Source organism: Enterococcus sp. DIV0774 (assembly GCF_050539095.1).
In the GTDB taxonomy this organism is placed as follows: domain Bacteria; phylum Bacillota; class Bacilli; order Lactobacillales; family Enterococcaceae; genus Enterococcus; species Enterococcus faecalis.
Genome location: NZ_CP172923.1, coordinates 276,884 through 297,798 on the forward strand (window position 1 = coordinate 276,884; position 20,915 = coordinate 297,798).

A 20,915-nucleotide genomic window follows, 5' to 3' on the forward strand; every position below is an offset into this window, starting at 1 on the left:
ATGAACAATGTTACACACAGTAATTTTGAAAAACAATTACCAAGACTCCATCAACTTAATGTTATTGACCAATAAAATCAATGCATTAGATGGTGTAACCATGAGTCAAATCATGATGGGAACAGATGCCAACAAAGACATCCTTAACAACACAAACTTGTTAACGGATGAGGCCAATAGTGCATCTGCAAACGACATGATGATTGTGGTTGACAGTGAAAAAGAAAACATCATGGAAGAAGTTATGCCAGCGATTGATGAATTCTTAGATGATTTATCAGCAAAGGGAACTAGTGAAGAAGCACAAGCAGCGACTTCTTGGTCAGAAGCGTTTGATCTTTTACCAGAGGCGAATGTAGCGCTATTCAGTATTCCTGGTGAATATGGTGCGCCAGAAATGGAACGTGCCTTAAAAAATGATTTACACGTGTTCTCTTTCACGGATAATGTGTCAATTGAAGATGAAGTACGTTTGAAAAAATTAGCGCATGAAAAAGGCTTACTAATGATGGGCCCTGACTGTGGAACTGGTATTATCTCAAGTATTCCAATCGCCTTTACAAATGTTGTTTCTCCAGGAAACATTGGCGTTGTTGGTGCTTCAGGGACAGGGATTCAAGAAGTTACAACGATTATTGACCGCTTAGGTGGCGGAGTTGTTCACGCCATTGGTACTGGTGGTCGTGACCTAAGCGATAAAGTAGGCGCTATCACAGTGAAAGATGCTATTGTGGCCTTAGAAAATCACGAACCAACCGATGTGATTACAGTTATTTCTAAACCACCTGCAAAAGAAGTTCGTGATGAAGTGGTTGAATTATTACAAAGCATTTCAAAACCAGTCGTTGCGATTTTCTTAGGAGAAAAACCAACAAGTCACGAAGGCAAAGTTTATCTAGCTCATACATTAGAAGAAACAGCTAAAATTGCTGTTGATTTAGCAAATGATGTGGCCGTGAAGAAAAATTACTTTGAAGCATTAGCAAAACCAGCTGTACCAACATTGCCAGAAGATAAAGTTGTAAAAGGCTTATATTCAGGTGGTACATTAGCTTCTGAAGCAGGTATGTTAATTTCTGAAGCTTTAGACCTTGGCGGTTTAGTGAAAGCAGAAGGTTATGTCTTGAAATCTCATGGTTATGAAGTCATTGACTTAGGCGATGATATGTATACACAAGGTCGTCCACACCCAATGATTGACCCAGATGTTCGTATCGAAAAAATTCGTGAATATGCACAAGATGAAAAAACTGGGATTATCTTATTCGATGTGGTGTTAGGCTACGGTGCTCATGAAGACATGGTTGGTGCATTATTACCAGCAATTGAAGAAGCGCGTGCCACAGCCAAAGAAGCCGGACGTGATCTTTACTTTGTTGCAACTGTTTGTGGGACGACGAAAGATCCTCAAAATTACCAATCGTCGGTTGATCGTTTGAAAGAAGGCGGCGTTTTAGTTGCAGAAAGCAATGCTAAAGCTGTTCAATTAGCCTTATTACTAAAAGGAATCGAAATTTCAGAAGACGATAAAGAAGTGGTTGCTTACAACGGACCAACTGTCGATGTACCAAAACCAGGCGAAAAAGTAATGGAACTATTAACAACCAAACCAAGAATCATTAACGTTGGGTTGCAAAGCTTTACAGAATCAATCGTTGATTACGGTGGCGAAACTGTTCAATTCAACTGGCGTCCGCGTGCCAACGGCAATAAAAAAATGATTAAAATTTTGGATGCCTTGGAAGATTACAGTGAACAAATCGAAGCTGAAAATCACAAAGTAACAGACAAAATTAAAAATGCACAACCATTCTTAGTAGATGTGGTACCTGCGAAATCAGTGATTCCAGAATTAAATGATGACGCACAAAAAACATTACTTCATGCTGGACCACCAATCCAATGGTCTGAAATGACTGGACCAATGAAAGGTGCTTGTATCGGTGCTGCATTATTCGAACGTTGGGCAGACAATGAAGAAGATGCTTTGAAGATTTTTGAAGCTGGCGAAGTACGTTTCATTCCTTGTCACCATGTAAAAGCAGTAGGACCAATGGGCGGTATTACTTCTGGTAATATGCCAGTCTTTGTTGTAGAAAATCGCTTAGAAGGTAACGAAGCATACTGTATCTTGAATGAAGGTATCGGTAAAGTATTGCGTTTTGGTGCTTATTCACAAGAAGTAGTTGATCGTTTAGATTGGATTAAAGATGTTTTAGGACCAACTATTGCGAAAGCTTTGAAACTTTCTGAAGAAGGCTTGAACTTAAACGTATTGATTGCGCGCTCTATTACAATGGGTGACGAGTTCCACCAAAGAAATATTGCCGCATCTTTGAACTTCTTAAAAGAATTGTCTCCATTAATTATCAAAACAGATATTCCAGAAGATCAAAAATACGAAGTAATCAAATTCTTAGCTGACACAGATCAATTCTTCTTAAATGTCATGATGGCAACTGGAAAAGCAATTGTTGATGGTGCCCGTAAAGATACCAACGGAACGATTGTCACAACGATGACTCGTAACGGCGTGAACTTTGGGGTTCGGATTGCAGAAACAGGCGATCAATGGCATACCGCACCAGTAAATACACCAAAAGGTCTTTACTTCACTGGTTTCAGCGAAGAAGACGGAAATCCTGATGTCGGGGATAGTGCAATTACTGAAACAGTAGGCGTTGGAGCAATGGCTATGGTAGCTGCACCTGGCGTAACACGGTTTGTTGGTGCAGGTGGCTTTGAAGATGCGTTAGCAACCTCAAATGAAATGGCAAAAATCTGTGAAGGACACAACCCAACATTCTCAATTCCAACTTGGGATTTCCAAGGAACTTGTTTAGGAATTGATATCCGTAAAGTGGTGGAATTAGGAATTACACCAATCATCAATACAGGGATTGCACATAAAAATGCCGGTGTTGGTCAAATTGGTGCAGGGACAGTTAGAGCACCTCTAGGCTGTTTTGAAAAAGCCCTAGAAGCGTATGCTGAGAAACTAGGCATTACGGTTGAATAACCAACTAGTCATTAGTGACTACATTTTTCCTATCCACCAATATGGCAAGATGGGAACCATTCACAGTGTTTTTGAACGTTCATTTAATCTGAAAGTCCAGGATCAATTAATCAATGTTGCAAACTTCCATAATTATTTATCAAGCTTTGGTATGTTTTTGCCAGATCAATTGTTTCAAGAAATCTTTCCGTATGTACAACAAGGTAATAAAGTCAAAATCACAGAAAATCAGTTGACCTTTTACAGTACAGTCGGCGTGAAAACGATCCAACTCACACCTGCCGAGGTCGTTTCTTTAAACATTACTCATTTCAAGTTAGAAAAAGACCAATTACGCTTGTTGCGAGACCGCTTATTAGCGAGAAACTTAGAACGTAGAATTGGCCTGCCTTTAGACGAACGAGCAAAGCATATTTTCAAAAAAATGAGCCAAAAACAAAAAGTTTGGACACTATCGGAATGGCAAGAAGTAACGAATTATCTGATTGGTCGGGGCAAAGGGTTAACCCCGAGTGGTGATGACATTTTAGTGGCGTATCAAACAATTCTGTTCATACTTGCTGATGAAAGAGCTGCGGCGTTAGCCGCTACTCTTTCGGCAGCAAATTTATCCACAACAGATGTTAGTAAAGGCTATATTGCAAGCTCGGCTAAAGGATATGTAAATTCATTGTTGTATCAGTTACTCTTGGATTTGGAGAACCATCGGGATAATAGAGTTGACGAAAATATTGACAGAATTATACAAATCGGACATTCCTCTGGTAAAGATATGTCATTTGGAATGTTACTAGCTTTACAATCTGTAGAGTTAGATGAGAAGTGAGGAGAAGACATGGAGAATAGTAAAAAAAATCAAGCAGTGCAAGTGAGCAATAGTTACTGGATTAAAGTCGTAGCCATTTTCTTCGTAGGCTGGATTTTAATGTACGCAACACGAACTATTTTTAATCCAGTGATGGGGGTCATTGGAGAACAATTTGGTCTAAGTAACACACAACTTGGTTTAGCCAATAGTATCTTCTTTCTAACCTATGCTGTTGCACAGATTCCTTTTGGGATGATTGGCGATAAAATTGGGCGGAAATTAGTCATTGCTGTTGGGTTTATCGTTCTTGCTATTTCTACTTATTTTAGTGGATTAGCGACAACCTTTGTTATGTTTTTAGTCATTCGTGCAATTGCTGGTATTGGTCAAGGAGCTTACTATGGCCCGCAATATGCGCTATCGACAGAAGCGATTCCAGCAAGTAAACGGACCATCGGTAATGCCATCATCAATAGTGGGATGGCCTTCGGTACATCAGGTGGGTACCTACTTTCAAGTAAGTTGGTTTTAGAAAATGGTGAACATTGGAGCAAACCATTCTTTATCATGGCGATTCCAACGTTTATCGTAGGAATTCTTTTCTATACAATTTTGAAAGAAAAAGTGATTCGTCCTGGTGAAGAAGCTGCACGAGCAGCTGCTGAAGAAGGACCGCAAGAAAAGATCTCATTAAAAGAAATTTTCTCAAATCGTAATTTATTAGCCGCATTTATTTTATGTTTCACAAGTATTTATGCAAACTTTGTCATTATTACTTGGTTGCCACAATTTTTAATTGCTGAACGTGGCTTTACAGGAGCGAGCGTTGGTTTCATTTCATCACTTGTACCATGGGCCTCTATTCCAGGCGCCTTAATCTTCGCTCGTTTGAATGATAAAACAGGTGCGACGAAAAAATTAGTCTTTACATTAGTACCTTTAGCAATCCTATCTGTCTTTGCGATTGCTTTTGTAACAAATCGGACATTGTTAATTTCTGTTTTAATTCTTTATGGGTTAACAGGGAAATTAGCGTTAGATCCAATTATGGTGACTTTTGTTACCAAACATGCACCAAAAGCGGCCTTAGGAACAACGTTAAGTGCCTATAATTTTATTGGGATGTCAGGGTCAATCCTAGCACCGTATGTCACAGGATATTTAGCAGATACAGCAGGCTCAATGCAAGTTGGCTTCTATCTTTCTTGTGTACTATTAGTTATTGGTTTACTAGCTTTTGCTTTCTTAGCTAAAGATGAAAGTAAACCGAAATTAGGTTAATTATCCCTTCGATAATGACTGAAACAATCAAAATGAGCAAGACAAAATCTTTCATTTCGTAAACAAATTATTTCTTATCCGTCGATACTGAAAAGATTTTGTCTTTGCTTTACTAAAAAGGAGCGAATCAATCAATGAGTTTAAACGTAATTGCCCTAGGTGGGAATGCTATTTTAGATACGGATCCAACAGATGAAGGCCAAAAAGCCGTCGTTAATCACGCGGCCAAATATATTGCAGAATTTGTTGCTAAAGGGGAACAAGTCATTGTCTGTCACGGAAACGGACCACAAGTAGGGAATTTGCTTTTACAACAAAAAGCAGGCGAAAGTGAAAAAAATCCAGCGTTGAAATTGGATACTTGTGTTGCGATGACACAAGGAAGCATCGGTTACTGGTTACAAAATGCTTTAACTAATGAGTTTGAAAAACGTAACATTGCTAAACCAGTTATCTCTGTAGTTACACAAGTGCGTGTGGACAAAGAAGATCCTTCGTTTAAAAAACCATCCAAACCAATTGGTCCATTCTATACAAAAGAAGAAGCTGACGCGGAAGCAGCCAAAGATGGCTCTACGTATGTGGAAGATGCTGGCCGTGGCTACCGAAAAGTTGTTCCATCACCAATGCCTAAAGAAATTGTTGAAAAAGAGGCGGTTCGTGCTTTAGTAGAGGCGGATGTTTTAACTATCTGTTCTGGTGGCGGGGGCATTCCTGTCGTAGCAGAAGACGGACAATACGTAGGTGTGGAAGCGGTTAACGACAAAGATTTCTCTGCACGTGTTTTAGCTGAAAACGTTGATGCAGACCGTTTGATTATTTTGACAGGCGTTGATAACATCTACATTAATTACAATCAACCAGATCAAAAAGCATTAGAACAAATCAGTGTAGCCGAAGCAGAAGAATACATTAAAGAAGGTCACTTTGCTGCTGGTAGTATGCTACCAAAAATCGAAGCTGCCTTAGACTTCGTAAAAGGTGATGACAAACGGAAAGCAATCATTACTTCTATCGAAAACTTAGAAAACATCGATAAAGAAGCAGGAACTGTGATCAGTCAAAAGGGGTAGTTTACCATGAAAAAACCGTCCATGATCACCCAAATTGCAATTGCTGTTGTCGTAGGAATCCTCGTAGGACTCTTGATTCCTGCTAGCGGCAATTACTTGAAAATAGTTGGAGATGTCTTTTTGCGACTGATGCAAATGGCTATTCCTATCTTGATCTTAGGGCAAATTGTCCAAGCAGTTGGCAGTATTAATCCAAAAGAATTAACGAGCCTTGGGGGTAGAACAATCGCTGTTTTCGGGATTTCCTCCTTAGCTGCCGCTTTATGGGGCGTCCTAATGGCAGTCATTTTTAATCCAGGATATGGTGTTAAAATGACTGGCTTCCAAGATGCTTCTATTAAAGCGCAAGAAATCTCAATTACTGATACGATTTTAAATTTCGTTCCGAAAAATATTTTTGATTCACTGACTCAAGGATCGATTATTCAAATTATTGTCTTTGCATTATTTTTTGGTTTAGCACTGAATAAATACTTACAAAGCCATCCAGAGACACAACTCTTCCAAATAATTGTGGACTTTAATGAAGTTATCATTACAGTCATTCGATACGTCATGTATCTAGCACCTCTGGGGATTTTTGCTTTAATTGCTTCAACAATTAGTCACTTAGGCCTTCAAATTATTTTACCGTTAGTGAAGTATCTATTGGTCTATGGATTAGGCACTATTTTATTTTTGGGCATCTGGATTTTGGTTATCACATTGTACTGTAAAGTAAGTCCACTACGTTTAATTACAAACATGAAAAATATGTCTGTGATGGCCTTGGCGACAACTTCTTCAGCAATTACTTTACCAGTAGCTTTGGAAGAAACAGAAACAAAATTAGGTTTAAGTAAGCGAATTACTAACTTAGTGTTGCCGTTAGGTATGTCATTAAACAGTAACGGTTCAGCGATGCATATGGCTTTTACTGTAATGACTATCGCTCAGATGTATCAGCTAGATTTTGATATTACGAAAATGATTTACTTAGCAATTACAGCAACGTTTGTCTCACTAGCAAACGCAGTTGTTCCCGGTGCGGGCTTAGTCTCACTGGCAGTGATTGTTCCGCAAATGGGTTTACCCATTGAGAGTATTGCAATTTTTGCAGGCGTCGAATGGTTTGTTGGCATGTTACGAACAATTTTAAATGTCAATTCAGATGTTTACTCTGCTATTCTAGTTGCAAAATCAGTGGATGAAATTGACTATACTGTCTTTAACAGTAGCAATAAGTAGTGAAAAAAGGGGAGGAAATGCAAGGACGAAGAAGAAAATCACTTGTTTTCTTTCCCTTTTTTAAGATTAATGATAAAGGAGCAAGCGCAATGGAAGAAATGGTTGTCGTTACACCGGAGAAATTAGAAAAGCTGATGAAACAAAAATTAGAAGCTGCTGGTTTACATTCTGAACATGCCGAAGAAGTTGCTCGACATTTAACTTTTGCAGATGCTAGCGGTATTCATTCACATGGTGCGGTTCGTATGGATTATTATGCGGAACGGATTGCAAAAGGCGGGATCACGATTGATCCCGAATTATCATTTGAAAAAACTGGACCGTCCACTGCCATTTTTCATGGCGATAATGGCGTGGGTCAATTTGTTTGTAACGAAGCATTAGCTGCTGCAGTTGACCTAGCCAAAGAATCAGGGTTAGCATATGTTGGCGTTTCTCAAACGAGTCATAGCGGGACGTTATCGTATTATGTTAAAAAAGCAGCGGAACAAGGCATGGTTGCTCTTTCGATGTGTCAATCTGATCCAATGGTGGTACCGTTTGGTGGTACAAGCAATTATTTTGGAACAAATCCAATCGCTTTTGCAGCACCTAGAGCAGGTCATGAACCAGTCGTGTTTGATATGGCTACGACAGTACAGGCTTGGGGGAAAATTTTAGATGCACGTTCAAGAGATGTTGAAATTCCCGACACATGGGCAGTAGACGAAAAAGGCCAGCCAACGACTGATCCTTATGAAGTACGAGGTTTATTGCCGATTTCAGGACCAAAAGGATATGGACTAATGATGATGGTCGATGTCTTAGCTGGTTCGTTGTTAGGCTTACCTTTTGGCAAACATGTCAGCTCCATGTATGCGGATTTAACGGAGAAACGGAATCTGGGTCAGATGTTTTTAGTCATTGATCCAAGCCGCTTTACAGATTCTGAACGATTTAAAGAAAATATTAATCAAATGGTGGAAGAACTTCATAGTGTGCCTACAGCAGAAGGGTTTCAACAAGTTTACTATCCAGGAGAAATTGGTCAGCTAAACTATCAAAAAGCCATGTCAGAAGGCATTGAAATTCCACAAAGTATTTATGATTATTTAGTTAGTGAGATTGTACATTACGATAAATATGGCGGGCAAGGTGCCTTTGCCAAATAATGAGGAGCGCAGAGAGTATTCGCTGCTGCGTTGCTCTCGCCTTCTTTCTATTGGAGGAAAGTAAAATGAAAAAATCGTCAAAAGTAGCACTTATTTTTGCATTCTTAGTTAGTATTTTTGTGCCAGTTGCGGCCTTTGCTGATGAGATTGGGGATGTAGTTGCCCCGACAGGAATCATGGCATTAGTTGTGATTATTCCATTGATTGTTGTTTTGGTTCTATTGTTTATGAAAGTCGATATGATTATCGCTGGTTTAATTGGTGGCGTCTTAGCGATGCTGATTGGTGGCATTGGACTAGAAGAAGCGAATAAACAGATGTTGGAAGCTATCCCAATGATGTTAGGAATTACCGTTCCCATCATTAATTCAGCTGTTGCGATGGCGGTCTTTAAAGCAGGTAGTTATTCAGCTGCATTAACTTTAGCCAAACGAGGCACAAAAGGAAAAGTCGAGTATGTTTCAGCTTTTATTGTTATCTTATTAGCCGCAGCCACATATATGTCAGGAATTGGTGGCGGAAGTGCGATGGTTATTGCGCCATTGGCCTTTGCCGCAGTTGGCGTTGTTCCTGAATTAATTGCAGCAATGTCTTTAGCTGCTGCGGTATCATTTACAACATCACCCGCTTCATTAGAATCAAGTATTGTTTCAAAATTAGGCGATATCAGTGTCGGTTCATATGTTTCAACCATGCGACCTTACTGGTTATTCTTCGTAGCATTAGCGATTGTTCTAGCCTTTTGGGGAACGAAACATAGAAATGTTGGCTTTAAAGAGTCGGCAGATGATGAATTTGATAAAAAGAGCAATGGTGAATTATTTAAAATTACCTTGCCAGCCATTTTCTTATTGTTTGCTGTAATTTTCGGACCAATTGTGAATGATTTAATTGGTTTTGCCTTCTTTACGCCACTTGTATACATGATTTTAACATTAGTTTTAATTTTCTTATGTACAGATTTCTCAATGAACAAATCTGTCGAAGCGATGGTAGATGGGTCTACATATATTTTGACTCGTTTATTCCAAGTAGGGATTTTCTTAGCCTTTATTAATGTTATTGCACAAACAGGAACGTTTGCTGTCATCGCAGGTGTTGCTGAAAATGCACCAGCCTTTATTGTCGTGCCAGTTGCCATTTTAACAGGGATTTTAATTGGGATTCCAGCTGGGGCCTACGTGGGTTCTGTTTTAACTTTAGTGCTACCAGTTGCTGTATCGTTGAACTTCCCGCCGTTAGCATTAGGTTTTGTAGCAATGGGTGTTGGTTTAGGTAGTCAAATGAGTTTCGTTAATATTACTATGCAAGCTTTATCTTCAGGCTTCCAAATTCCAATTTTGGATGTTGTTAAAGGAAACGTGAAATGGTTAAGTATTGCCTCTGTACTATTATTAGTTATCGGTTTAATCTTTGGATAAAAAACAATTTAGGAGTGGAAAACATGGATTTATTAATTAAACAAGTTCGTCTTCAAGACGGTGAAGCATTACAAGATGTAGCTATTAAAGAAGGAAAAATCATTGAAATCGCCCCAGTTATTACTGGCGATGCCAAAGAAGTCATCGAAGCAGATGGTCGTGTTTTAATCCCAGGTTTTGTAGAAAGCCATTTACATTTGGACAAGGCATTAATCGCTGATCGTAAACCAAATAAATCAGGTACGTTGAAAGAAGCAATTGAAGTAACCGCAGAATTAAAACCAACATTTACCGAAGAAGACATTTACGACCGTGCCAAACGTGCTTTAGAAATGTTAATCGTTCATGGGACCACGGCGTTAAGAACGCATGCAGAATTTGACCCAGCGCAAGGTTTTACTGGCTTCAAAACAATTATGCGTTTGAAAGAAGAATACAAAGAGTTAATTGACATGCAAGTAGTTGCATTTCCGCAAGAAGGAATTTTTAAAGCCCCTGGAACAGAACAAATGATGTATGAAGCAATGGATATGGGCGCAGACGTTGTCGGCGGTATTCCTTATAATGATGCACCAGCGAAAGAACATATTGATTTAGTGTTTGAAATTGCTAAAAAATATGATAAAGATGTAGATTTACACCAAGATTTTGCCGATGAAGCTGATGATATGAGTATTGAATATTTATGTGAAAAAACCATCGCTGAAGGCTACCAAGGCCGTGTTTCAGTGGGCCACTTAACGGCATTGCATGCCTTACCTGAAGCAGAATTGGCGCCTATTATTGCAAAAATGGCGGAAGCGAATATTAGCGTGATGGCTTTACCAGCAACGGATTTACATTTAGGGGCTCGTGGTGATCAGTACAATGTTCGACGTGCGGTTACGCCAATCCGTAAATTACGCGATGGTGGCGTGAATGTCTGTATTGCTACAAATAATATTCGCAATGCTTTTACACCATATGGCACAGGGGATATTGTTCAAACAGCGATGTTAGCCATTCCTGTTGGACACCTAGGTGGAGCGGATGACTTAAAAACAGTGCTACCAATGGTAACAACAAGTCCTGCTCGTGCGATGGGACTAGAAGGATACGGTGTCGCAGTTGGGAATAAAGCAGATTTAGTCTTATTAGACACAAAAGTGGTTGAACATGCGATTATTGATATTCCAGAACGGTTATATGTTATTAAAAACGGCCGTGTTACAGTCAAGACAGACAAAAAAGTCGAAATCATTCGTTAAGAAAAAAAACAAAAAGCTCAAAATGTTAGTTGTCAAAACTAACATTTTGAGCTTTTTTTGATAAAGGTAAAGCTAGGAAGGTGAAAATATGATTAATTTATCCTGTTTTAGCTATGATTCTCTATTGAAAAGTTTATTTTTAGTTTATTTTTGGTCGATTTTCCTTGATATATATAGAATCTTCAGGAAATGCTCCTGTCTGTTTAAAATTCGGAATTTCAGAAATTATTCTTTTTTGCTAAACTAGTTATAACTGGTTAGTAAAAAGAAGTATTGGACGAATAGCGCTGAAACAAGTGAATGATCCAAAGTATAAAGAAAAATGAAACCGATACCACAAGACAAGACTGTTGCTGAAAATGGTAAGTGATCATTCTGCTAAGTTTAGTGTCTTAATGTTTAGTTAACTAAGAATTGTTGGATTGTTCTTTAGAAAGAAGGGACAATATGAAGCGAAGTAAATGGAAAGAATTGATAGTAACGGGCATCTGCCATATATTAGTATTCCCCATACTAATACAGACAACTGTTTTTGCAGAAACATTACCAAGTACAAAACAAGTAAGAGAAGGAACCAATCATTCATTAACAGCAGAAAAAGCCGAAAGTGAACAACCACAGACAAAGGATAAACTACATGATGAAGAACCACTAGCATTGCCAAAAAGTGAGTTAATCAATAATGAGGCTAATGTTACAAGTCAAACGATTAGAGAAAGAATTGAGACGCCTAACCTAACTTATCGTTATGGATTTATTAATGAAGAGGGGCAGCCAGTAAACGCCAATGAGATCCTTCTACAGTATCATAGCTGGCAAGGCAATTCTCCAAATGGCATAAATGTGTGGGAAGGTGAAAGTCAACCAGCGACAGCATCTACAGTGGCTAATTTAAAAGAAGTGGTAATTCCAAGTGAGAAAGTAGCCGTCTATTCCGACATGTCAACGGTGCTTGCAGCGAGTAATCAAACATTTTTTTTACCAAGATATTATACTTCTTTAAGCTTATACAATAAGAAAGGGGAAATTGATCCCAATTTTCCGCTGCCAACTATTTCCGACGCATCAGGAAACCAATATCCAACAACAATTTCGCAATTTGAATTGGAAAAATTGTCTGCGCAACAATATAGTTGGAAAACAGGAGTAACATTTAACATTAGCGAGAGTCAAAAACTAATCGTTCCTGTGTACAACCAAGTGAAGGTTGATTCATCGAATCAATCTGGGCTATTGAATTACTTTAAATTTTCAGGGCCGGTTTATTATCATGTTACCAATCGCAAAGTGACAGAACATTTTGTGGATACTCAAGGGAAACCAATCCCTCCGCCACCGGGGTTTAGACAAGGAAAGCAAACGCTTATTGAACGTGACCCTTACACCTTTAAACAGAACGGCCTTTTGCCAAGTAGCTATGAAATCGACTCAAAAACATATCAATTTCAAGGATGGTATAAAGGGAAAACGAGACCTGAAAATTTAGAAAAAAGCGTAACGCCCAGTTATGATATTACCTATGACGACAATGATGATTTAACTGTTGTCTATAAGGAGGTACCTCAAAAAAATTATACATTTGAGGATGTCAATGGTGTTGAAATTGCACCACCATCTGATTTTATTCAGGATCACCAACGACCAATAACTACGGATGGCTTTCGCTATTTAGCTGGAAAAAAACTGCCACAACAATACAGCGTTAACGGTAAAACTTATTTATATCAAGGTTGGTATCAAAATAAAACAAAACAAGAGAACTTAGAAAAAACAAAACGACCAATAAACTCCCCTGTTTTTAATGAAATGAACGCTATTACAGCAGTGTATAAGGAAATAACTGCAAAAGCTGAAATGCAAATAGAAGGACTAGTCAAAGTCATGCCAAGTGGTTATATACAAATTTGGCAGATTATGCTTACAAATGTGGGAGAAGTACCGTTAAAAAAAATAAACTTAAAGCCAGCAATTGGTTGGTCACCAGGTCTAGCTCGGCCAATCCAAGTCACGATTCGTGTTGGATCTGAACCAAACAAAATTGTTCCTATTACTGATGAAAATTGGCGAGTGGGCATTGCTTTAAATACGGAAGTGCCTATTGGTCAGACAGCAACTATTATGATGACAACAATTGCTACAGGTGAACCAGATCAAGTGTTACAAGCGGCTGTTGAAATGAATGGAAATTTTTCTGCTGTTCACGCAGCTGATACTGTCAGAATCCAACCTAAAAATCAAGAAATTGTGGCACCAGATGAGGAAGGTTTTATCAGCACACCAACTTTTGATTTTGGTAAAGTCGCCATTTCTAGCAACACGCAGCAACATGGTTTAAAGCAGGCAGCAGATTATTATGAAAATGGTCAGGAAAATCCATATTTACGTTTGAAAAAATCACAACCCAATTGGGCACTAACTGCAGAACTATCCCCCTTTGAAGGAAGAGTGGATCAACTATCATCAATGACAAAGTTATTGTTAGGAACAACCAATGTTTCAGGTTTTATTCAGTACAATCAACCAACGGAAACTAAAGTTGCTCTTGGCAAAACAACCGCTATTCAATTAGTTGCCAACGGTGTAGCTAGCCATATTGTTGCCAATGGTCAGTTTGACGAAAGTGATGTTTATCAATTTGATTTTTCTTTTGATCAAATCAAATTAGAAATTCCAGCAAATCAAGGTAGAAAAGATCAAACTTATCAAGCAATGGTGACTTGGAATTTAGTGACAGGCCCATAAGTCCATAAAAAATAAATTGAATAGTTTGATCAAAAACATTGCATAGAAATAATAAAAGGCGGCTCAACGAAGCGGCCTTTTTCTTGGTTCATTACCAAAATATAACGAATTTTGTAACAAAAACGTTTGCTAAAAAGAAGGAAAAATGATTAATTTTACGAAAAAAAGCATATATCGACAAAAAAGAAGCAAAATTTGAATAAAAAAAGAAAAAATATGAAAAAAAATCGAAGAATTGTTTAACAATTGAAAACACGTGAAAACCAGTCATGACAAGGTGTAAAAGCCTTACAAAAGGTAAGTTTACCTATTACGGAGAAAGAACGAGTGATCTGAAATGTTTTTGTAACATTTCTATTGCTTAATTGAAATATGGGTGTGGTAGAATGTTTTTGTCGTAAGAAAAGATTAAGATATTTTAAATAAACTTTAGAAATTAATTCGGAGGAATGACAAGTGAAGAAACGTCTATTTGCATCAGTATTACTATGTTCATTAACGCTATCAGCAATTGCTACCCCAAGCATCGCTTTGGCGGACAATGTTGATAAAAAAATTGAAGAAAAAAATCAAGAAATTTCATCATTAAAAGCAAAACAAGGGGATTTAGCTTCACAAGTATCTTCTTTAGAAGCAGAAGTATCTTCAGTATTTGATGAAAGCATGGCTTTACGTGAACAAAAGCAAACACTAAAAGCAAAATCAGAACAATTACAACAAGAAATTACAAACTTGAATCAACGTATTGAAAAACGTAACGAAGCAATCAAAAATCAAGCACGTGATGTTCAAGTTAATGGACAAAGCACAACAATGCTAGATGCAGTTTTAGATGCGGACTCAGTTGCAGATGCAATCAGCCGTGTTCAAGCTGTTTCAACAATCGTAAGTGCCAACAACGACTTAATGCAACAACAAAAAGAAGATAAACAAGCCGTTGTTGATAAAAAAGCTGAAAACGAGAAAAAAATGAAACAACTTGAAGCAACAGAAGCTGAATTAGAAACAAAACGTCAAGATTTACTTTCTAAACAATCTGAATTAAACGTAATGAAAGCTTCATTAGCATTAGAACAATCATCAGCTGAAAGTTCTAAAGCTGGCTTAGAAAAACAAAAAGCAGCTGCTGAAGCAGAGCAAGCACGCTTAGCTGCTGAACAAAAAGCTGCAGCTGAAAAAGCTAAACAAGCTGCTGCAAAACCAGTTCAAGCTAAAGCTGAAGTAAAAGCAGAAGCACCAGTTGCCTCTTCTTCAACAACAGAAGCGCAAGCACCAGCAAGCTCAAGCTCAGCAACTGAATCAAGCACGCAACAAACAACTGAAACAACTACACCAAGTACAGATAATAGTGCAACAGAAAATACTGGCTCTTCTTCATCAGAACAACCAGTACACCCTACAACACCAAGTGATAATGGAAATAATGGTGGCCAAACTGGTGGTGGAACAGTTACACCACCAACACCAGAACCAGAGCACCCAACACCAGCGCCTTCTGCTGATCCAACAATCAATGCATTGAACGTTCTACGTCAATCATTAGGTTTACGTCCAGTAGTATGGGATGCAGGCTTAGCAGCTTCTGCAACTGCTCGTGCAGCACAAGTTGAAGCAGGTGGTATTCCAAATGATCACTGGTCTCGTGGAGATGAAGTTATCGCAATTATGTGGGCGCCAGGTAACTCAGTAATCATGGCGTGGTACAATGAAACAAACATGGTAACAGCTTCAGGTAGCGGTCACCGTGATTGGGAAATTAACCCAGGTATTACACGTGTCGGTTTTGGTTACTCAGGTAGCACAATCGTAGGACATTCAGCCTAATCAGCAATGATAAAAATAGACGTAAGCAGCTTCTGAAAAGAAGCTGCTTTTTTCATTACTATTTCATCCGTCTCCGTTGACAAATTTGCTAAACGTGGTATTCTAATTATAATCTAATAATTTCCGTTGAATAGGAAAGTAAGTACAAGACAGCTGGTAGAGAGACTTTGGTTGGTGAAAAAAGTTAGATGTCTGTATCGAAAAATGGCCTAGGAGGAATTTTTGTCGAAACGTAGGCAAAAACGTAATGTCTTTCGTTAACAAGACCGCTGATTATGATTGTCAGTTGAAGGGAAAGAGTCATCTTTCCGAAAAAAGGTGGTACCGCGATAATAATCGCCCTTTTACTAGTTACGGCTAGTAAAAGGGCGTTTTTTTATAAATAAAAATAGGAAAGAGTGAGGCAAATGAGTAGTCAGATTCCTTTTACAGTTGATCATGTGGGAAGTTTTTTACGTCCAGAAACAATTAAGAAAGCACGGAAAAAGGTCCAAGCAGGTGCTTTATCTCAAGCAGAGCTACGTCTTATTGAAGATGAAGAAATCAAAGCATTAGTAGCAAAACAAAAAGCTGGCGGCTTACGGGGAATCACAGATGGTGAATTTCGTCGCGGTTTTTGGCATATTGATTTCTTAGAAGGATTAAATGGTGTGACAGGCTATATCCCAGAAACGGGGTATAACCAAACCTTTCATGGAAAAGCAGCTCCGGCCTATAATATCCGCGTAGTGGATAAAATATCTTTTCCTGCGCAACATCCATTTTTAGAGGACTTTTCATTTTTAAAAGAGGTGGTGGAAGTTGGTGATGGCACGGTAGCCAAAGCAACGATCCCTAGTCCGACCATGATTTTACGTCAAGAAATTTTATCCAACGACGGAACCTCGCGCATTCAAACAATTTATCCAGAGATTGGTGCTTTTTATAAGGATTTAGCACAAACATATAAAGATGCAATTGCGGCCTTTTACGAGAGAGGTTGCCGTTATTTGCAATTTGATGATACAAATTGGGCGTTTCTAGCGGATCAGACAAAACAAGAAGAATTACGAGCAAAAGGAATACAGCCAGAAGAAATTGCACAAGTGTGTACCACGATTATTAATGAAGCCTTAGCTGGCAAGCCAGAAGATTTAACTGTAACCACACACATTTGCCGTGGGAACCATGCTTCGTCTTGGTTATTTTCAGGTGGTTATGAACCGATAGCAAAAGAATTATTTGCTACGAATTATGATGGTTTCTTCTTGGAATATGACTCAGATCGTGCAGGGGACTTTTCACCATTAAGACATTGGCAAAATAATGGCAGCAAAGTCGTTTTAGGTTTAGTTACTTCTAAGTTTCCTGAATTAGAAGAGACTGAACAAGTGAAAGCACGAATTGAAGAAGCCCAACAGTTTGTTCCTTTAGAAAACTTAAGTATTAGTCCGCAATGCGGTTTTGCTTCAACGGAAGAAGGAAATCGTTTGACGGAGAAAGAACAATGGCGCAAAGTTCAATTACTTCAAGAAATTGCTAGAGAAGTATGGTAAAAAAACTGGGACATAAGTCTAAACGGCTTATGTCCCAGTTTTTTCATTGTATTATTTTAAATATTGATCTTTAGTAAAATTCGTGTGTTCATACTCGCCGTTGTCACCATAAAAGCGGTTATAGCGTTGTTTGAATTTGCGGAATAAATAAATGACTGTCACTTTAACTAGGCAATACATTGGAATCCCGAAGATAACGCCCATTAAACCAAACAGTTCGCCCATAACTAACAAGACAAGTAAAATAGTAATCGGATGGACTTTTAATTTATCGCCCATCACACGAGGAATAACAAAATCACCATGAATCAATTGGATGGCAAACCAGACGATAACGAATTTTACTACCATAAATGTGGAATCCTGAAAGGCAATAATCAATCCAGGAATAAAGGCAATAAATGGCCCGATATAAGGAATAATACATAAAATACCCGCAGCTAAAGCTAAAATGCTACCAAATTGTAAACCAATTAATAGAAAAGCTGGCCAATACATAATCCCTAAAACCAACGAAGCAATGACTTGACCTTTTAGATAATCGCCAATTTGAATGTTGGTAATTTGGCTATATTCATCAAAATCAGGACGAAAAGCTGGGGGAATGATTCCTTTTACAAAGCGATAAAACTTTTCTTTGTCTTTTAAAAGGAAAAAGGCGATGATAGGTCCTGTAAACAAGGTTAGGAAAGTAGAAGAGACTGCAGAAAAGACGCTTCCCAGACCTTGTGCGCCTGTTTGTAGGTAATCCCCTGCAAAGTCTTTAAAGGAGTTTGCAAGTTTGCCCCAGAGCTGATTAATCGACTCATTAGCAGATTCTAAATCTTTTGCAAAAGGTGTTTTAGCCATAAATTCTTGTACTGTTTGGAGCGTGCTTTTCCAAAAACTTGGGAATTGTTTGATTAATTCTTCCGTTTGGTCTTGGATAATTGGGAAAAGTTGCAGTCCAGCTAACACTAGTAATGCAATAATTAAGACATAGAGAATCGCAATCGCCCAAACACGGGGAATTTTTTTCTCAAGGCGTTTCACCATTGGATTAAGCAAATAAAATAGAATAATACCAAAAAGTACCGGGCCTAAGACGGCACTAAAAATAACAAAAATTGGTTTAAAGATAAATGAAACAGTGTTGAATAAAAAGATAGTTACAGCAATTAGACAAAGGATAGTTAATGTGTAAAGTAAATTTTTCCCACCTAAAAAGCGGATCCACTTGGTACTTTCTTTATCCATAAGTTGCTCCTTTCGTTAAGCTTTATTTCTAAAATGACCAATAATTTCAATGACACCCATGAAAATCAGGATAAATCCAAAGACTTGCATCAAAACTAAGAGACTTTTGAAGGGGTTGAAAACTAAAACAGCTCCAGCGATTAAAACCAGAATACTGTAGATAAGCGCGCCTGTTTGACGAGTATTTAAAGCAAAAGTCAATTGAACGAGGCCGTTTATAACAATGCTAATCCCTAATAAAAACGGCAGAATCGAAACAATCACTGGTGCAAAAAATAAAAAGGCTACTGCTAAGACGACAAAGATTAAACCTGTTACGAAACCAAGCCCCCAGCTGCCCGTTTGTTTTTTTATTTTGTAGTCATCATAAATATTGATTAACCCTAAAAGCATCAAATAACCAGCAATTAAATAACCGACGAACTGGAAGAAAGCACCGGGATTAAAGACAATGGCACTTCCGATAACGATAAAGACGGCGTCGCGCAATAGGGTATGGCGCCGAAAATTTTCTCTAAAAGTTTGGAACATAAAAATCCTCCTCAATGTTATTGTTTCTTTTATTCTAGCGGAAAAAAGAAAAAAGTGCGAGTGGTAGCTCTAAAAAGTGTTGGAAACTGTGTCTTTAGAAAAAATAACATTAAAAATTAAAAAAGTCTTACAAATGAGCGAAAATTGGCATATAATGGAAAGTGAAATTTTATTTTAAGAAGGAGAGATTTGATGGATTTATTACCTTTATTAGGCGTATTGATCGTCATTGTCGGCTTCGCATTGAAATTTGATGCTATCTTGATTGTGATGGTTGCTTTAATAGTGACGGCTTTTACTGGCGGGCTTGGTTTGACATCAATGCTAGAAACACTAGGAACAACCTTTGTGAATAATCGAGGAATGGCTATCTTTATTATTATTATGTTAGCAACAGGAACGTTAGAGAGAAATGGCTTGAAAGAGTCAGCGGCTACGTTGATTAAACGATTCAAAAAGGTATCTGCTGGTGTGATTATTGACATTTATGGTGTCTTTCGGATTATCTTCGCCGCTTTTAACGTAAGTTTCGGTGGGGTAGCAGGTTTTGTGCGTCCGATTATTTTGCCAATGGCGTTAGGAACAATTGAATCAAAAAATTTACCAATGGTGCCAGAGTATGAAGAAGAACTAAAAGGGATGGCTTCAGCCATGGAAAATATCTGTTGGTTCTTTGGTCAAGTTCTGTTTGTTGGTGGGGCTGGGGCATTGCTTGTTCAATCAACATTGAAAGATTTAGGCTATGAAGTGACATTAGGTAAATTGGCTTTAGTGGAAGTACCAGTCGCCTTAGTTGCCTTAATTTCGGCAAGTATTTACTTTACTTTAAAAGAAAAAAGATTACGTAAAAAATATTATGGACAGGAGGGACTGAAATGAGTTTTTTCACAGATCCAAGTATTGATTTGAGTGCAAAGTTATTGGAAGTCCTTTATATTTTTATGGGTATTATCTTGTTATATACAAGTTTTCGTAGTTTTCGTGATAAAACCAATCAACATGCGTATGGGACTAGTTTATTCTGGGGGATTTTAGGGATCTTAATCGGTTTTGGTCGGTTTATTCCACCAGTTGCCTGTGGCGTACTTATTTTTGTGATGACAATTCCGGCAATTCTTCAAAAAGTGACAAAAGGAGAAAGTCGCTTACCTTCGAAAGAATACATGGAAAAAATGTCTCAAAAATTAGGAATGAAGATTTTTATTCCCGCACTAAGTATCGGGGTTTTTGCAATTCTTTTTGCCACATTGACTACTTTAGGAGCTTTAGTCGGTGTCGGTGTTGGTGTCTTTGTAGCGATTTTCATCATGATGTTCTTTTCTAAAAATAATACGCCGAAAGTATTTTTTGATGATGCGGCGGAAATGTTAGAAACAGTCGGTCCTCTTAGTACGTTGCCAATGCTATTAGCTTGTTTAGGTGCTGTTTTTACTAGCGCTGGTGTTGGTGAGATTATTTCAAAAGGAGTTAGTGCCGTAGTACCAGCAGGAAATGTCAATGTAGGGATTATTATTTATGCTGTGGGAATGGTTATTTTTACGGCTATCATGGGCAATGCCTTTGCAGCAATAACCGTGATGACAGTCGGAATTGGTGTGCCGTTTGTCTTTTCTTTAGGTGCAGATCCCGCATTAGTTGGGATGGTTGCCTTAACATGTGGTTTTTGTGGTACACTGTTAACACCGATGGCTGCGAACTTTAATATCGTACCTGTAGCCATGTTGGAAATGAAAGATAAGTACGGCGTCATTAAAAATCAATTGCCGATTGCACTCTTCATGTTAATTTTCCAAATTGTTTATATGATTCTATTCAAATAA

General features: G+C 38.2%; 16 protein-coding genes and 1 other annotated feature. Of the genes, 13 read left to right on the top strand and 3 right to left on the bottom strand.

What is annotated here, in order from left to right; translation table 11 throughout:
- The first annotated feature begins 7 nt into the window (after window positions 1-7).
- The 9 genes from fdrA (at window position 8) to IGL86_RS01505 (ending at window position 13,969) form a co-directional block, all read left to right on the top strand.
- Window positions 8-3,019, top strand: a complete 3,012-nt coding sequence (fdrA, locus tag IGL86_RS01465; RefSeq protein ID WP_002355249.1) for a DUF1116 domain-containing protein — start codon at window positions 8-10, stop codon at window positions 3,017-3,019.
- Window positions 3,012-3,845: a DUF2877 domain-containing protein gene (locus IGL86_RS01470; RefSeq protein ID WP_002355250.1), complete on the top strand. Its 834-nt coding sequence runs from the start codon at window positions 3,012-3,014 to the stop codon at window positions 3,843-3,845. The genes fdrA and IGL86_RS01470 overlap by 8 nt, the downstream gene beginning before the upstream one ends.
- Window positions 3,846-3,854: 9 nt before the next feature.
- On the top strand, window positions 3,855-5,108 hold the full coding sequence (locus IGL86_RS01475; RefSeq protein WP_002355251.1) for an MFS transporter: 1,254 nt from the start codon (window positions 3,855-3,857) through the stop codon (window positions 5,106-5,108).
- 134 nt (window positions 5,109-5,242) lie between these two features.
- Entirely contained in the window at window positions 5,243-6,181 is a 939-nt protein-coding gene (gene arcC / locus IGL86_RS01480; RefSeq protein WP_002355252.1) for a carbamate kinase, read from the top strand.
- 6 nt (window positions 6,182-6,187) lie between these two features.
- A complete protein-coding gene (locus tag IGL86_RS01485) occupies window positions 6,188-7,408 on the top strand; it encodes a dicarboxylate/amino acid:cation symporter (RefSeq protein ID WP_002355253.1) in 1,221 nt (406 codons plus the stop codon).
- Between the two features lie 89 nt (window positions 7,409-7,497).
- Window positions 7,498-8,559 (top strand): ureidoglycolate dehydrogenase, encoded by a 1,062-nt coding sequence (gene allD, locus IGL86_RS01490; RefSeq protein ID WP_002413499.1) that lies wholly within the window; start codon window positions 7,498-7,500, stop codon window positions 8,557-8,559.
- Window positions 8,559-9,980, top strand: coding sequence for a hypothetical protein (locus IGL86_RS01495; RefSeq protein ID WP_002383665.1), 1,422 nt, complete (start codon window positions 8,559-8,561; stop codon window positions 9,978-9,980). The genes allD and IGL86_RS01495 overlap by 1 nt, the downstream gene beginning before the upstream one ends.
- 23 nt (window positions 9,981-10,003) lie before the next feature.
- Complete coding sequence (locus IGL86_RS01500) at window positions 10,004-11,227, top strand: amidohydrolase family protein (RefSeq protein ID WP_002389547.1); 1,224 nt, start codon at window positions 10,004-10,006, stop codon at window positions 11,225-11,227.
- 447 nt (window positions 11,228-11,674) lie between these two features.
- Window positions 11,675-13,969, top strand: a complete 2,295-nt coding sequence (locus IGL86_RS01505; protein WP_033625312.1) for a WxL domain-containing protein — start codon at window positions 11,675-11,677, stop codon at window positions 13,967-13,969.
- Between the two features lie 91 nt (window positions 13,970-14,060).
- Here the strand turns inward: IGL86_RS01505 and IGL86_RS01510 are convergent, their stop codons facing one another.
- On the bottom strand, window positions 14,061-14,240 hold the full coding sequence (locus tag IGL86_RS01510; RefSeq protein ID WP_002367870.1) for a hypothetical protein: 180 nt from the start codon (window positions 14,238-14,240) through the stop codon (window positions 14,061-14,063).
- A gap of 185 nt (window positions 14,241-14,425) precedes the next feature.
- Here IGL86_RS01510 and IGL86_RS01515 point away from each other — a divergent pair, with 185 nt between their 5' ends.
- Both IGL86_RS01515 and IGL86_RS01520 read left to right on the top strand, forming a co-directional pair.
- On the top strand, window positions 14,426-15,793 hold the full coding sequence (locus IGL86_RS01515; protein WP_033625310.1) for a PcsB-like coiled-coil domain-containing protein: 1,368 nt from the start codon (window positions 14,426-14,428) through the stop codon (window positions 15,791-15,793).
- A gap of 117 nt (window positions 15,794-15,910) precedes the next feature.
- Window positions 15,911-16,140, top strand: a binding site (T-box leader).
- A gap of 60 nt (window positions 16,141-16,200) precedes the next feature.
- The gene (locus tag IGL86_RS01520) at window positions 16,201-17,328 is read left to right on the top strand and encodes a 5-methyltetrahydropteroyltriglutamate--homocysteine S-methyltransferase (protein ID WP_002366087.1); all 1,128 of its coding nucleotides are present in this window, start codon (window positions 16,201-16,203) and stop codon (window positions 17,326-17,328) included.
- 51 nt (window positions 17,329-17,379) lie between these two features.
- Here IGL86_RS01520 and IGL86_RS01525 read toward each other — a convergent pair whose 3' ends face one another.
- Together IGL86_RS01525 and IGL86_RS01530 are read right to left on the bottom strand one after the other, a co-directional pair.
- Window positions 17,380-18,564 carry an AI-2E family transporter gene (locus IGL86_RS01525; RefSeq protein ID WP_033625308.1) on the bottom strand — a complete coding sequence of 395 codons (1,185 nt, stop codon included), beginning with the start codon at window positions 18,562-18,564 and terminating at the stop codon, window positions 17,380-17,382.
- Between the two features lie 15 nt (window positions 18,565-18,579).
- On the bottom strand, window positions 18,580-19,095 hold the full coding sequence (locus IGL86_RS01530) for an HdeD family acid-resistance protein (RefSeq protein WP_002381189.1): 516 nt from the start codon (window positions 19,093-19,095) through the stop codon (window positions 18,580-18,582).
- A gap of 192 nt (window positions 19,096-19,287) precedes the next feature.
- Here IGL86_RS01530 and IGL86_RS01535 point away from each other — a divergent pair, with 192 nt between their 5' ends.
- Both IGL86_RS01535 and IGL86_RS01540 read left to right on the top strand, forming a co-directional pair.
- Window positions 19,288-19,974, top strand: coding sequence for a DUF969 domain-containing protein (locus IGL86_RS01535; protein ID WP_002355265.1), 687 nt, complete (start codon window positions 19,288-19,290; stop codon window positions 19,972-19,974).
- Window positions 19,971-20,915, top strand: coding sequence for a DUF979 domain-containing protein (locus IGL86_RS01540; RefSeq protein WP_002355267.1), 945 nt, complete (start codon window positions 19,971-19,973; stop codon window positions 20,913-20,915). Before IGL86_RS01535 ends, IGL86_RS01540 begins: the two co-directional genes overlap by 4 nt.